Below are 12527 nucleotides of genomic sequence, written 5' to 3'. Positions count from 1 at the left end.
AAGAAGGTCGCGCGGAGCGCTCAGAAGATGCGCAATACTGAAGAGGGGGAGCATATGACCGATGAAGGGCCCGAAATGGACAAGGATTCGATCATAAGCGCTATGATGAAGGGCGACGTCCTCGGAATCCGAGATGCACGATTAAATCAAATCATTCACGACATCGCCGAATGGGCTCGGCGCCGTTGGACGGCCGAGGATTCGCCGAACCTAGTAACATACGAAATCATTGAGCTCGCATACAGTTACCCCAAACGTGCGCACGACTTGATTGAAAGCATGCGCGCATTGGTGCAGGCGGATCGCGTCGTCCCGGCAGTAATTCTGGCAAGAGCGCTCGTTGAAACGATCGCCATGGGTCGATACTTCATCGACAAGATGGAGAAAAGCTTGGCTGACGGGGACTTTGCTCGATTGGAGACGCAATTCTTCCGGTTCTATGCAGGCTCCAGGCTCGGAGAAGCAAAGATCAAGTCCATCCACATCAATGACGCACTTCGTGAGCTAGAAGCCACCGACGTCGACTACGTGTCCTATCTCGTCAATAAATATCCATTTCTTTGGAGCATGTCGGGACCGAATCCAACCGAGGCGTTCACAGGCGAAGCCTCGTTGCTCAAGACTTACGACAAATTGAGCGAGATCTCTCACCCAAACGGCCTCGGGACGCAATATCTCTATCCTGCTGCCGATGCACCGGACAACTCAGAGGTCATATCTTTCTATCGCTACATGACTGGCGTTGCGATTTGGCGGGCTCATCACCTACTCGCTGCGCTCGGTGGGATGAAAACATTCCCGGGTCGCTTCGTTGCGAAATTCCCAGATAGGACCCGGTTCTCCGATGACAATCCGCTCCGGAGCAGCTCGGGCTAACAATCGGGCTTACGCCGATACGGAAGCGGGATTGTGGGGAAAGCCTTCCCCCTGGTCGGCGCCGCGGTCGCCGACGCCCCCCCTTCTGCGGGGACACCCCCGCAACGCCCCCATTAGAGTGAGAGGGCGGATCGGCTTCGCCGTGACGGGTTGAAGATTGGAGGAGAGGCCTCCGGCGCCTGTCGTGGAGATGACCCATGACCCAAGTCGAAATTCTCAGCGCCGCCCGCGACCGCGTCGGCGGCTACAAGGTGGACGTGACCCGCGGCGAGCGCGTCGGCCGCGTATCCTCGGAATGGTTCTCGCGCCCGGCGGATGAGCGTTATCTGTCCTTGTCGGATCTCTACGCCGCCGTGCGCGACCGGACCGAGCACAGCCGGACCCGAACCGTCGAGAGCGCGGCGATCCGGGTGGAGGCGAGCCGCGACGACGCAGAGCGCCTGGCGCTGATGCTGCCCGGCTCGGATGCGCCAATCGCGCCGACCCATTGGAGCTTTGGTCAGCTCGCCAGTCTGGTCGGTGCGCCGGCTGCGTATCTGCGGCAGCTTCCGGCGCCGCTGGCTGGCATCAACCTCCAATACGGCTTGACCTCGCATCGTGCCGAGCAGGTGAAGACGCTCGAGATCGAAGACGGTCGCGTCGAACTGCGGGCCGTCACCGGGCCGGACTATGGCCGCATCTTCGACCAAGAGTTGGTCTCCGCCGTGCAGCGGATCGCCGGGAACGGCACGGGCGACACACGCTGGAAGGTGCCGGGCGTGCTCGACTGGTCGACCGGCATCTACAACCCACGCGTCGATGTCACCCAGGACACCACGACCCTCTACGCTTCCGATCGCGACGTCTTCCTCTTCCTGGTCGACGACCTCAATCCGATCGAGGCCGGGCGGCTGCCCGACGGCTCGCCCGACCTGTACTTCCGCGGCTTCTATTGCTGGAATTCCGAGGTCGGGGCTAAGACGCTCGGCATGGCGAGCTTCTATCTCCGCGCCGTCTGCCAGAACCGCAATCTCTGGGGCGTCGAAGATTTCGAGGAAATCACCATCCGCCACTCGAAATACGCCGCCTCGCGTTTCGCGCATGAGGCTGCGCCAGCGTTGACCCGCTTCGCCAATTCCTCGCCGGTGCCCTTCGTCAACGGTATCAGGGCCGCCCGGGAAAAGATCGTGGCCCGCACCGACGATGACCGCAGCGAGTTTCTGCGCAAGCGCGGCTTCTCGAAGACTGAGACGGCGAGGATCATCGAGACCGTATTGGCCGAGGAAGGGCGCAAACCTGAGAGCGTCTTCGACTTCGTCCAGGGCATCACCGCCGTTGCGCGCGACAAGACCCACCAGGACGCTCGGCTCGATCTTGAGGCGCGCGCGAAGAAGCTGCTCGACCGTGCAGCCTGATTCCCGGAGAGCCGGATATGCGGAACGGCGTGTTTCCGGCTTTCAACGCAGCCCGGCCTGACTCCGGCTAATTGGGAGTCAAAGACCCGCTGATTGGAAGTGACCGGCGCTTCCTCCTTTCCCGGTCGTCGGTTCCGCGGCGCTGCCCTCAGAGGAAGAGGGCGGCGCTGCGCTTCGTGACGAGTTGATGCCGAGAGAGAGGCTCTCGGCGCTCGTCGCGGAGTATCATCCCATGGCGACTACCGTTCAGAAGATCACCCTCTCGCCCTCGCGCGACATTCCCTTCAACAAGCTCTTGCTCTCCCAGTCGAACGTCCGGCGCGTGAAGGCCGGCGTCTCGGTCGAGGAGCTGGCGGACGATATCGCCCGTCGCGGCCTGCTGCAGGGCCTGAGTGTGCGCGCGGTCGTCGATCAGGCCGGCGTCGAGACCGGCATGTTCGAAATCCCGGCAGGTGGCCGGCGCTACCGAGCGCTGGAGCTGCTCGTGAAGCAGAAGCGTCTCGCCAAGACCGCGCCGGTGCCGTGCATCGTCCGCGAAAGCGGCATCGCCGAGGAGGACTCGCTCGCCGAAAACGTCCAGCGCGCCCCGCTGCATCCGCTTGACCAGTTCCGCGCCTTCCTCGCACTGCGCGAGAAGGGCCGGTCCGAGGAGGAGATCGCCGCCGCGTTCTTCGTTTCGGTTAACGTGGTGAAGCAGCGCCTGAAGCTGGCGTCGGTCTCGCCGGCGTTGCTCGACGTCTATGCCGAGGACGGCATGACGCTCGACCAACTCATGGCCTTCACCGTCTCCGGCGACCACGAGCGTCAGGAGCAGGTCTTCGAGCGGCTGAAGGCCTCCTACGACAAGCAGCCCTACACCATCCGGCGCATGCTCACCGAGGGCGCGGTCCGTGCCTCCGACAAGCGGGTGCAGTTCATCGGCGTGGACGCCTACGTGGCGGCAGGCGGCACAGTGCTGCGCGACCTGTTCCAGGGCGACGATGGCGGCTGGCTGCAGGATGTCCCGCTGGTCGACCAGATGGTGGCCGACAAGTTGAAGGTGGAGTCGGATGCGGTCTCTGCCGAAGGCTGGAAGTGGATCGAGGTCGCGTCCGATTTCGCTTACGGCCATGCCTTTGGTCTGCGCCAGCTCCGGGGCGAGACCACCGCGCTGACGGCCGAGGAAGAGGCGACCCGGGACGCGCTCCAGGCCAAGTTCGACCGGCTGTCCGAGGAATACCAGGACGCTGACGAACTACCGGACGAGGTGGACGAGCGCCTGTCGGAGCTGGAAACGGCGCTGGAGGGCTTCGAGACCCGGCCCCTGGTGTTCGACACCGCCGAGGTCGCCCGCGCCGGCGCCTTCGTGAGCATCGGCGCTGATGGCCAGCTTCGCGTCGAGCGCGGCTATATCCGGCCGGAGGACGAGTTGGCGGCCGAGCCCGAGTCCGACGTGTCCGCGGATGACGAGGACGAACGAGCCATCGCCGCCAGCTCTGTTGGCACCGAGGCCATCGTGGCCACCGAGGCCATAGCTGAACCGGAGGAGGAAGAGGGTCTGTCGCCCATCTCCGACCGGCTGATGACCGAGCTGACCTCGCATCGCACGCTCGGCCTCCGCCACGCGCTCGGCGAGCGGCCGGATGTCGCTTTCCTCGCCGCCCTGCACGTCCTCACGCTGAAGACGTTCTACCACTACGGCTCGGATAGCTGCCTCGAACTCGATTTGAAGAGCGTCAGCTTCGGCACACAGGCGCCAGGGCTAAACGACAGCGCATCGGCCGAGGCGATCCGGGCGCGCCACGAGAGCTGGGCGAAGGCGCTTCCCAAGGAGTCTGCCGACCTCTGGGACGCGCTGCAGGAGTGGGACGGCGACAGCCAGGCGGGCCTGTTCGCCCACATCGTCAGCCTCTCCGTGAATGCCGTGTGCGAACCCTGGAACCGGCGCCCGCGGGCGTTCGCCCATGCCGATCGCCTCGCGCAGGCGGTTGACCTCGACATGGCGGCCGCCGGGTGGAAGCCGACCGTGGATAACTTCCTCGGCCGGGTGACGAAGGCCCGTATCCTGCAGGCGGTGGCGCACGCGAAAGGTCAGCGCGCCGCCGATCGGATCGAGCATCTGAAGAAGGGCGACATGGCGGCCGAGGCGGAAACGCTGCTGGCCAACACCCGCTGGCTGCCCGAACCGCTTCGCACGCTGGGCCTCGCCTCTGGCGACCAGGCGCCAGCGCCTGCGACCGAGGAAACTCCAGAGCAGCCCAGCGAAAAACTGCCGGAGGACGAAGACGAGCCGGCCGCTCAGAATGACGACACCGGCGAGCCGATGATCGCAGCCGAATAGCTGCCCTGCGCAAAAAGGCCCGCCGGAGACGGCGGGCCTTTTCTTTCGAGGACCATCATGGCCGATACTGTGCGTGATCTCGCACAACGCCTTGGGCAGCAAGCCGAGGCCGTGTGCCGCCATTACCTCTCCGCCGGCCGACGGGAGGGCCGCTACTGGCTGGTAGGCGACGTCCGCAATACGCCGGGCCGCTCGATGTTCGTCCGGCTCAAGGAATCTGCGAAAGGGCCGGCCGGCAAATGGACCGACGCCGCCACCGGCGAGCATGGCGACCTGCTCGACGTGATCCGCGAAAGCTGCGGCCTGCTCGTCTTCAAGGACGTCGCCGACGAGGCGCGTTCGTTCCTCAGTCTGCCGCATCCCGAACCGGAGCCGGGCCCCCGATCACGCACACAAAGCGCTCCGACCGGATCCCCGGAGGCGGCACGGCGACTGTTCACCATGTCGCAGCCGATTTCTCGTACTCTCGTAGAAACGTATCTCCGCAATCGCGGCATTACGGCTTTGCACGGAGCCGGAAGCCTGCGCTTCCACCCACGCTGCTACTACCGGCCGGACGAGCATAGCCCGACCGAGACCTGGCCGGCGATGATCGCCTCCGTCACCGACCTCTCGGGCCATCTCACCGGTGCGCACCGCACTTGGCTCGATCCGGGCGGCTTCACTGAGGCGACGCTCGGCAAGGCGCCGATCGATACGCCGAGAAGGGCGCTAGGGGATCTCCTCGGTCACGCCGTTCGATTTGGCGTGGCGGGCGAGGTGATGGCGGCCGGCGAGGGTATCGAGACGATGCTGTCCCTCCGACGCGTCTTGCCGACCATGCCGATGGTCGCGGCCCTCTCGGCGGCGCATCTCTCCGCCATCCTGTTCCCGGACACGCTGCGGCGACTCTACATTGCTCGTGACGACGATCCCGCCGGCGACCGCGCGATGGCGACGTTGATCGACCGCGCGCAGGAGGATGGGATCGAGTCGATCGTGATCTCGCCACGGCTCGGCGACTTCAACGAGGATCTGCGCTTACTCGGGATCGACGTGCTTCGGGCCGCGAGCCGGATTCAGATCGCGACGCAGGACGTTGCCCGCTTCATGGAGCTGACGGCATAACCGGAACCGGATGGGGGGCGGATCGGCAGCGTCGTCACCGTAGGGCCGGTGGTCATGCTTCCCTCAGCGTCGGAGAGGACCACGTCCACGGCCTTCTGAGAGGGCGATCGGGCAGCAAGCGGCCCGGACCGGCAATGGCTGCGGCCAACGATTTTCCGGCGCGGCCTGCGGCCGCTTTCCATCGCGAAGCAAAATCGCCGGCCTTCGCCATCCTTCGCTGTCGCTTCGGCCCTCCGCTTCGCTGCGGGTGCAGGTCCGGACCGCCCGCCGCCTTCGTCGCCATGAAGGCCGCGATGGGCGCGGCCGATCCGACGAAGGAAAGCCGCGATGACCCCCGACAACGACGACGATTTCGAACCGCACCACAGCTCATCTCCGACCGACCAGGTCCTCCATGAACTCCAGCTCTATGGCTACCGTGCCTTCCACGACGAGCCGGATCCCAGGCCGCTCCCCGAAGCGCAAATCCTTGCCGGCAGCATTTCCGACATCTTCGACGCCCTCGTGTTGGCGCTGGCCGACACCCGCCTCGAACCTGACCTCGAAGACCTGCTCTGGTCGACGGTGAACGTCTTCCACCGGGCCATTGACCGGATCGAACGCGAACTCGACGACAACGAGCTGGCGCAGCAACGGTCGCAGCGCGAGCAGGATGGCAGCGAGGTTAAGTCAGTCGAGCTGGAGCGCCTGACGGCAGAAGGTCAGACGCTGATCGAACGGCGCAACGCCTTCGAGCTGATGCGCGACCAAGCCGCCGACCAGTTCGAGCACCACACCCATTCAACCTGGCGACCGCGCAACGGGTCGAAGGTCAACCACTGCAACCTGACCGCGGCGATGATCGACAGCCGAGACTTCCTCGTGGCGAAGAAGCGCGCCGACAGCCAGGTGCTCCTGCCGGCAGGGCCAAAGGTGGCGCTCACTGGCGGGCTCGATTTCAACGATCATCGGCTGATCTGGGCGAAGCTCGATCAGGTCCACGCCAAGCACCAGGACATGGTGTTACTACACGGCGGTTCACCCAAGGGCGCCGAGCTGATCGCGGCCAAGTGGGCCGACAACCGCAAGGTGCCGCAGATCGCTTTCAAGCCCGACTGGACGAAACACGCCAAAGCCGCACCATTCAAGCGCAACGACGCGATGCTGGAGGTGCTGCCGATCGGTGTCCTGCATTTCCCGGGCACCGGCATCCAGGACAACCTTGCCGACAAGGCGAGGAAGCTCGGCATCCCGGTCTGGAGGTTCGGCACGGTCGGCGCGTAAGCGCCGCCCGCTTCCACCTTCACTCCTCAGGATAGGCGAAAGAGTTCATGGCTGCTGGCGCCAGAACTGAGTGCTATAATTGTTCAGCCCGCGGGTATACGAATCGATCGTCGCCTGGAACGTGTCCGGGATCTTGTCGCCGTCACCACCTTCTCTAAAATAGTCCCTAACCGAATAGAGCGCCCCTCTCATCAGGTGCTGCCATGTTTGAGACAATTCGTTCTGCCGATCCTGCTCCTGCTTGGCGGCGCTCGGCTTTCGCTTGGGGACCGGGGTCGTATAGTCGGGACGTAGATCTACGTCATGGACGAACGTTATGCTGCCGAACGTCCACTCGTCATCGACGGTCCGGCGCCACCGATAGCTCACTCTGACACTCAGGCGTTTGTCAAAGCGGTAAGGCGGCACGATCTGGTCATCGACGTAGAAGACCTGCCCTTCCTTCTGTTCCTCTTCCATTCGTCGCTTCATGGCATCAACCGCGAAGGATAAATCACTGCCCGCGCGCTGGAGAGTGTGTCCGGTTTCCGCGCGCTTTCGTGGTGCCTTGGCCTCGCGGTATTTCGCTAGTGCCTGTTCGAAGTAATGGAGCTTTTTTGAGATGTAGGGACCGCAGCTTGTGAGAGGCAGCCGATTCAGATCACCCAGTCGTTCTTCCCGGATCGCCTGATCGACAAGCCTGTCCAGCTCGTTGTCGTCGATCGCATTGAGAGCATTCTGTTGATCGCGGGGGATGTTGATCTCTCCCATGCCTTGTTACCTTACTTTTGGTCTGTTGAGGCTCGAATGATTGCGACGGCCACTACCGCGCGTCGACTCACAATTCATCCTAGCCGATCAGCCGTCGCACCGTGACGGCAATGATGTTCCAGCCGAAAGCCACGCGACCCTGACAACCGGGCTCCCGCCGGCGGACACCATCCCGCTTCCATGGCGCTGATCCTTGGTCCAGCCGAGTGCCTGACGCCATCAACCCACAAGGGGTCGGCTTACGCTGATGCGTGCCGCCGCTTCGTCTCCGCCTGCGCGGTGATTGCGGCCCTCGGCCGGACACGTCGGGCGCTTGTCGCGTGGGGATGGTCCCCGCGCCGCACAGGAGCCGGATCAATGTCTCAAGCACTCGCATTCGCAAACGGCTGGAACCTCGCCAACACGCTCATGGTTTGCGTCGTCATCTTCCAGGCCGGCACAGGCGAATACGGCGTCATGCCGGCCGCCGAATACGACGGCGATCAAGACGCCGTCGTATTCGAATTCGATCCTTTCCAGTCGTGAAGGGGCGGATCGTTACGCGCGACGGGCTGCGGAATTCCCTTGGGATTTCCGCTCCCGATCGTGGTTGTTTTCCGTTATACTCATGCATGCGCCGTGGTGGTGGTGGAAGGCGCGACCGTCAGATCTTTATCTCACGGAGACCGCCGCCATGATCATCTTTGGACCACTGCTCGTCGTCGCCGGTATCGGCTTTTTCTGCTGGTTGCTGTTCACGCTCGCTGTCTTCGCACTGCCCCTCTCTGTTGGCCTGACGATCGGCATCTGGACCTTCCACACCGGCGCTGGAGTACTCGGGGGCACCGCAGCAGGGCTTATGGCGGGTGGTGCAACCATTTGCATTGGCCAACTCGCACTCGCCTTCGTGCCATGGACTTGGCTTAGACTCTTGATCCTCCTCCTCTATATCGCGCCCGCCACCGTCGCCGGGTACAGCGCGACGCACGGAATTGCCCAGATGGCGATGTCCTCGCCCACCTGGCAAGCGATCTTCGCGATCGTTGGCGCGACCGCAGTCACCATTACGGCGTTCTCCGCTTTACGGCCATGGCCGTACCCGGGGCAGGCGGACGGGATTTGGGGCAGGGCTGATACCATAGCGGCCGTCGGTGGGGTGGGACCAGATCGGGCGCCCAGAGCGCTCGCGGTGCTCATCTTCGACATCAAATAGAGAGCGGCCCGAGCGTCGAGGCTCGAATCATCGCGGGGTGGCCGAGCTATTGGCGATTGTTGAGTTGCGGTGGTCAGGCGGTGACGTCTCACGAACACGGGCAACAACTCGAGGCGATAGGCGTATTGCTCAGGTGCAGTCGCGGAAACTTAGATCCGTCCGTCGCCGGGCAGCGCGGGAGCCAATCTCCGCCGAATTCCCTTGCCGAACTTGGCAGGACGCGAGGATCGCCAAGTTCTCCTTGATGTCAGCTCTGTTCGGACCGAGCGCACCAAACGGCCTCTTCGATGGGTGGATCTGGCCGAAGGCCGGCTGAAGCCTCGATCGCCTAAGGCGCAACAGCGGCGTCACAACTTTCTTCCCCTGCCGGCTCCGCCGTCATTCCTCGCGAGACAAGAAAGTTCCTCCTTTGCTGTCGAGCCCTTCAGGTGCGCCGTCGATCGCCTACGGCCTGTCGATCACCATCGAGGCCGCAAGGTGCGGGCTCGAAAACAGAGATCAAGGAGAACTACCATGGCGACCATCGGCACCTTCAAGAAGATCGGCAACAACGAGTTCAACGGCGAAATCGTCACCCTCTCGCTTCAGGCCAGGAACGTCCGGATCGTCCCCGAGACCAGCCGCTCAGGCGACAACGCCCCCAGCCACCGGATCTATGTCGGTCGTGTGGAGATCGGGGCAGCCTGGTCCAAGCGTTCCAACGAGGGCCGCGATTATCTCGGCCTCAAGCTCGACGATCCGAGCTTTACCGCTCCGATCTTCGCCAACCTCTTCGCTGATGAAGAAGGTGAGGGCTTCAGCCTGATCTGGTCCCGCCCAAGCCGTCGGAATGGCGACTGAACCGACCCGCGATGCCCCGCCCGGCAGATCCGGCGGGGCATCGCAAAGCTCGAGAATAGCGACACCTCGTTTGCGGTGACTGCGAAGGAGGGGGAAAATTGCGATCAGCGGGCGCGTGCTGCCTTGATCGGCCGGCGTTGATTGGCCTCCAACACGCTATCGACGATGTCTCCCCAGTCGGGGCAGATTGCGATCAAACGATCCAGCACCGTGGGATCCCGTTCGATCTGGCCGAGTGCCTGGGCGCGCCATCGATCGTTGAAGCTGATGCTCATTAGCCCCAGGCACTCGACGACCGAACTGTCGGGCTGCAAGTGCTCCAACGTTGCCGTGACCAAGGCCGTCCATTGTTGGATCAAATTCCAGGGCTCTCGCTCGGTCCTGGCCTCCAACTTCTCACCGAGCAGCCCGATCAGTGCGACAAACCGGGTTGGCCAAGATTGCGGTTTGAGCTCCACCACCAGAGCGTCAACCGTCTCGCGGATGTCGACTGGCAAATGCTCGTAGAGGGTCATGAAGCTTATTCCATCTCACTCAACATGCACTTCCCTAACGTGCGCAGTTCGAATGAGACCGGCATCATGTGAGGGCGCCTATCAAGTTATGCGTGACGAAACGCAGAGTTGATTCTCAACATGGCAGAGTTGTGGCAGCCCACAAATACAACTCGTTATCGAGCCCGATGAGGATGAGCAGCCGTTCGTTTAACGAGATCGGCCGCTTCGACGCCTAGCGCCTCCGCGATGCGGCCGAGCACCGTGACGCTCGCCGACACATCGGCGCGTTCAATTGCGCCGACATAACGGACACTTAGTCCGGCGCCATCGGCCAACTCTTCCTGCGTCATCTTCTTCACATGACGTATCCGACGCAAATTGACCGCCATGACCTCCTTGAGATCCATGACGACGAGGGAACTTGCATCGGCACGATCGTTCCAGGAATGATCGTTCCGATTCGTATCGCCATGTGCTAGTCGTTTCTTCCCGGTTTGGACCAGTTTGCTACTTCCGGGGAGGGGCGTGATGCAGTTTACGCATCACGGCAGAATTCGCGCGTGACGATTTCACAGCTTGTAAAGCTTCGGGGTTAGAGGGATTCTATCGCTGCATCAATGCTGAGGGGCAATTGCAATGAACGAAGCGCCATTTCAGGACCGGCCGCCAATAACTGACCGCGTCAACGCCTACGACGAGAAACATCTTGCAATCTATGTTCGGTTGCTGATGGCCGAAGAAGAGGGCGCTGACTGGCGGGAAGTCGTCAGCGTGATCTTCGGGCTCGATCCTGCGCGCGAACCGGACCGTGCCAAAATCGTACACGACAGCCATCTCGCCCGTGCGCGATGGATGTCGGATGCCGGGTATCGGGACCTTCTGCGGCCGCGGATGCAGTGAACTGCACCCCTGTCACGCAAATTGCGATCTCACGTGATGCAACCTCAAGGTCTAGCCGGCCGAGCCGACTTTCCGGATCGTGGGTGTGTCTCCTCCTGCAGGAGGGCAGAATAAAAAGAAGAGGTCACACATCATGCCCACTCAATACTGGCGCTCGCCGGAAACGATCGAACGGCTCAATCGCCTTGAGCGCCCAGGTTTTGCTCTCGAGTTTCTGCGGCGCAATGCCGACTACCGCCGCGACTTCGCCCGTACCGAGCGCCTGATCGCGCACGACGGCGCAGATTCCGAAACCATCCGAACGAGTTTCGCACATCGATGGAGGTTGCGGTGTCGCCCATGATCCAGTTTCTCCGGTAGGACCCGAGCCAACCATTTGGCTCCCCGAGGCATCACCGGGAACATTGATCCTAGAGCCCGCGCCGCCGGGCTTCGGTACCCTCCGTTCGATTGATCGCAGCGCTTTCGGGCAGTCGCTTCTCGAACTGTCCGATGCTGACGGTCGCGAGCTGGTGATTGCGGACGGGTCGGGTGAACTTCATGTCCGTTTGCGTGACGAGCAGGCGGCGCGCCGCCCTGCCGTGCTTCTGCCGCTCGACGGCATGGGCGAACTGCGGGCCGACGTAGCGCTACACTTCGCGCGCCGCCTTGCTGGCCAGCGCAGCAGTCTTCTGCCGGCGGCCCTGCGGCTGACGTCGTTTCAGAAACGGCGATTGATCCAGCTCCTTCACACCTCCGACGTCCTCGACCTGGGCGGCGGCCCGCGCGACGTCGCCGCAAAGGTGCTTGCCTCCGACCACGCCCAACGTCGTTCAGTCGAGTGGAAGGATTCGCATGCCCGCCGCAAGGCGAACCGGCTCATTCACGACTCGAGAGCCTTGGTCGAAGGGGGTTATCTGAAACTCCTGCGCGGCCTCCGATAGGCACCTCGATCCCTCAAAGCCATCGACCTGATGAGTTAACCCGCGCCTGGTAGCGCTCGGCTTCGCCGGGTTGCGACGGTGGGGGGGGACACAAACGTACGTAGATTTTCGTCCACCCCCGACGCCTGAACGCTCCGCCACTCTGGCCGCCACATGCCGCGACTTGGCCGCGGCGCTTCGAGGCAAGACGGAGATCTCCCATGCTCGACCGGACCGCGCAGCTCACCACGCGCTACGTGCGCACCCCCGAGGCCGCGCGCCTTCTCGGCATCTCGCCGCGCACGCTCGAGAAATATCGCTGCCACGGCAATGGCCCGACCTTTCGCAAGCTCGGCGGCCGCGTCGTCTATGCCATCGGCGATCTCGAAGCCTGGGCCGATCAGGCCGCCTGTACGTCAACGTCCGACCCTCGCTACGTCGAGGCCCGCGCCGCCGGCAACGCGCATCGCTGAAGGCAACGCTCGT

The 12527-nt window shown here is 63.2% G+C and carries 15 protein-coding genes; 12 read left to right on the top strand and 3 right to left on the bottom strand.

From position 1 onward, the window contains the following. Positions 1–27 precede the first annotated feature (27 nt). From JJE66_RS07480 to JJE66_RS07460, 5 genes are all read left to right on the top strand, one after another. The gene (locus tag JJE66_RS07480) at positions 28–876 is read left to right on the top strand and encodes a hypothetical protein (RefSeq protein WP_200513523.1); all 849 of its coding nucleotides are present in this window, start codon (positions 28–30) and stop codon (positions 874–876) included. Between the two features lie 197 nt (positions 877–1073). Then, entirely contained in the window at positions 1074–2270 is a 1197-nt protein-coding gene (locus JJE66_RS07475) for a DUF932 domain-containing protein (protein WP_200513521.1), read from the top strand. A gap of 232 nt (positions 2271–2502) precedes the next feature. Next, positions 2503–4590, top strand: a complete 2088-nt coding sequence (locus JJE66_RS07470; RefSeq protein WP_200513520.1) for a ParB/RepB/Spo0J family partition protein — start codon at positions 2503–2505, stop codon at positions 4588–4590. Positions 4591–4647: 57 nt separating this feature from the next. Further along, complete coding sequence (locus JJE66_RS07465; protein WP_200513518.1) at positions 4648–5697, top strand: toprim domain-containing protein; 1050 nt, start codon at positions 4648–4650, stop codon at positions 5695–5697. A 327-nt stretch (positions 5698–6024) separates the two neighbouring features. Beyond that, on the top strand, positions 6025–6960 hold the full coding sequence (locus JJE66_RS07460) for a DUF2493 domain-containing protein (RefSeq protein WP_200513516.1): 936 nt from the start codon (positions 6025–6027) through the stop codon (positions 6958–6960). Positions 6961–7005: 45 nt separating this feature from the next. On the opposite strand, the gene JJE66_RS07455 is transcribed toward JJE66_RS07460, so the two are convergent. After that, positions 7006–7710 carry a hypothetical protein gene (locus tag JJE66_RS07455; protein WP_200513514.1) on the bottom strand — a complete coding sequence of 235 codons (705 nt, stop codon included), beginning with the start codon at positions 7708–7710 and terminating at the stop codon, positions 7006–7008. Between the two features lie 357 nt (positions 7711–8067). Between JJE66_RS07455 and JJE66_RS07450 the strand changes: the two genes are divergently transcribed. The 3 genes from JJE66_RS07450 (at position 8068) to JJE66_RS07440 (ending at position 9742) form a co-directional block, all read left to right on the top strand. Further along, positions 8068–8235: a hypothetical protein gene (locus tag JJE66_RS07450; protein ID WP_200513512.1), complete on the top strand. Its 168-nt coding sequence runs from the start codon at positions 8068–8070 to the stop codon at positions 8233–8235. A 148-nt stretch (positions 8236–8383) separates the two neighbouring features. Continuing rightward, a complete protein-coding gene (locus JJE66_RS07445; RefSeq protein WP_409362798.1) occupies positions 8384–8902 on the top strand; it encodes a hypothetical protein in 519 nt (172 codons plus the stop codon). A gap of 513 nt (positions 8903–9415) precedes the next feature. Then, positions 9416–9742, top strand: coding sequence for a DUF736 domain-containing protein (locus tag JJE66_RS07440; RefSeq protein WP_200513510.1), 327 nt, complete (start codon positions 9416–9418; stop codon positions 9740–9742). Between the two features lie 104 nt (positions 9743–9846). Here JJE66_RS07440 and JJE66_RS07435 read toward each other — a convergent pair whose 3' ends face one another. Both JJE66_RS07435 and JJE66_RS07430 read right to left on the bottom strand, forming a co-directional pair. After that, positions 9847–10257, bottom strand: coding sequence for a hypothetical protein (locus tag JJE66_RS07435; protein ID WP_200513508.1), 411 nt, complete (start codon positions 10255–10257; stop codon positions 9847–9849). Positions 10258–10412: 155 nt separating this feature from the next. After that, positions 10413–10646, bottom strand: a complete 234-nt coding sequence (locus JJE66_RS07430; protein WP_060910525.1) for a helix-turn-helix domain-containing protein — start codon at positions 10644–10646, stop codon at positions 10413–10415. Positions 10647–10875: 229 nt separating this feature from the next. Here JJE66_RS07430 and JJE66_RS07425 point away from each other — a divergent pair, with 229 nt between their 5' ends. From JJE66_RS07425 to JJE66_RS07410, 4 genes are all read left to right on the top strand, one after another. Continuing rightward, the gene (locus JJE66_RS07425; RefSeq protein ID WP_200513506.1) at positions 10876–11139 is read left to right on the top strand and encodes a DNA -binding domain-containing protein; all 264 of its coding nucleotides are present in this window, start codon (positions 10876–10878) and stop codon (positions 11137–11139) included. Positions 11140–11272: 133 nt separating this feature from the next. Further along, complete coding sequence (locus JJE66_RS37905) at positions 11273–11482, top strand: transcriptional regulator domain-containing protein (protein WP_246756124.1); 210 nt, start codon at positions 11273–11275, stop codon at positions 11480–11482. Positions 11483–11543: 61 nt separating this feature from the next. Continuing rightward, positions 11544–12062 carry a DUF2285 domain-containing protein gene (locus JJE66_RS07415; protein ID WP_200513503.1) on the top strand — a complete coding sequence of 173 codons (519 nt, stop codon included), beginning with the start codon at positions 11544–11546 and terminating at the stop codon, positions 12060–12062. 200 nt (positions 12063–12262) lie between these two features. Next, a complete protein-coding gene (locus JJE66_RS07410) occupies positions 12263–12514 on the top strand; it encodes an AlpA family transcriptional regulator (protein ID WP_200513502.1) in 252 nt (83 codons plus the stop codon). Positions 12515–12527: the final 13 nt, after the last annotated feature.

This window comes from Bradyrhizobium diazoefficiens (genome assembly GCF_016612535.1).
Taxonomy (GTDB): Bacteria; Pseudomonadota; Alphaproteobacteria; order Rhizobiales; family Xanthobacteraceae; genus Bradyrhizobium; species Bradyrhizobium diazoefficiens_C.
This window is presented reverse-complemented; position numbering and strand designations above follow the sequence as displayed.

Excerpts from the sequence above, each read along its gene's own strand:
- JJE66_RS07470 (WP_200513520.1), top strand. The coding sequence starts at position 2,503 with ATGGCGACTACCGTTCAGAAGATCACCCTCTCGCCCTCGCGCGACATT.
- JJE66_RS07455 (WP_200513514.1), bottom strand. The coding sequence starts at position 7,710 with ATGGGAGAGATCAACATCCCCCGCGATCAACAGAATGCTCTCAATGCG.
- JJE66_RS07480 (WP_200513523.1), top strand. The coding sequence starts at position 28 with ATGCGCAATACTGAAGAGGGGGAGCATATGACCGATGAAGGGCCCGAA.
- JJE66_RS07430 (WP_060910525.1), bottom strand. The coding sequence starts at position 10,646 with ATGGATCTCAAGGAGGTCATGGCGGTCAATTTGCGTCGGATACGTCAT.
- JJE66_RS37905 (WP_246756124.1), top strand. The coding sequence starts at position 11,273 with ATGCCCACTCAATACTGGCGCTCGCCGGAAACGATCGAACGGCTCAAT.
- JJE66_RS07450 (WP_200513512.1), top strand. The coding sequence starts at position 8,068 with ATGTCTCAAGCACTCGCATTCGCAAACGGCTGGAACCTCGCCAACACG.
- JJE66_RS07410 (WP_200513502.1), top strand. The coding sequence starts at position 12,263 with ATGCTCGACCGGACCGCGCAGCTCACCACGCGCTACGTGCGCACCCCC.
- JJE66_RS07465 (WP_200513518.1), top strand. The coding sequence starts at position 4,648 with ATGGCCGATACTGTGCGTGATCTCGCACAACGCCTTGGGCAGCAAGCC.
- JJE66_RS07460 (WP_200513516.1), top strand. The coding sequence starts at position 6,025 with ATGACCCCCGACAACGACGACGATTTCGAACCGCACCACAGCTCATCT.
- JJE66_RS07425 (WP_200513506.1), top strand. The coding sequence starts at position 10,876 with ATGAACGAAGCGCCATTTCAGGACCGGCCGCCAATAACTGACCGCGTC.
- JJE66_RS07440 (WP_200513510.1), top strand. The coding sequence starts at position 9,416 with ATGGCGACCATCGGCACCTTCAAGAAGATCGGCAACAACGAGTTCAAC.
- JJE66_RS07475 (WP_200513521.1), top strand. The coding sequence starts at position 1,074 with ATGACCCAAGTCGAAATTCTCAGCGCCGCCCGCGACCGCGTCGGCGGC.
- JJE66_RS07445 (WP_409362798.1), top strand. The coding sequence starts at position 8,384 with ATGATCATCTTTGGACCACTGCTCGTCGTCGCCGGTATCGGCTTTTTC.
- JJE66_RS07435 (WP_200513508.1), bottom strand. The coding sequence starts at position 10,257 with ATGACCCTCTACGAGCATTTGCCAGTCGACATCCGCGAGACGGTTGAC.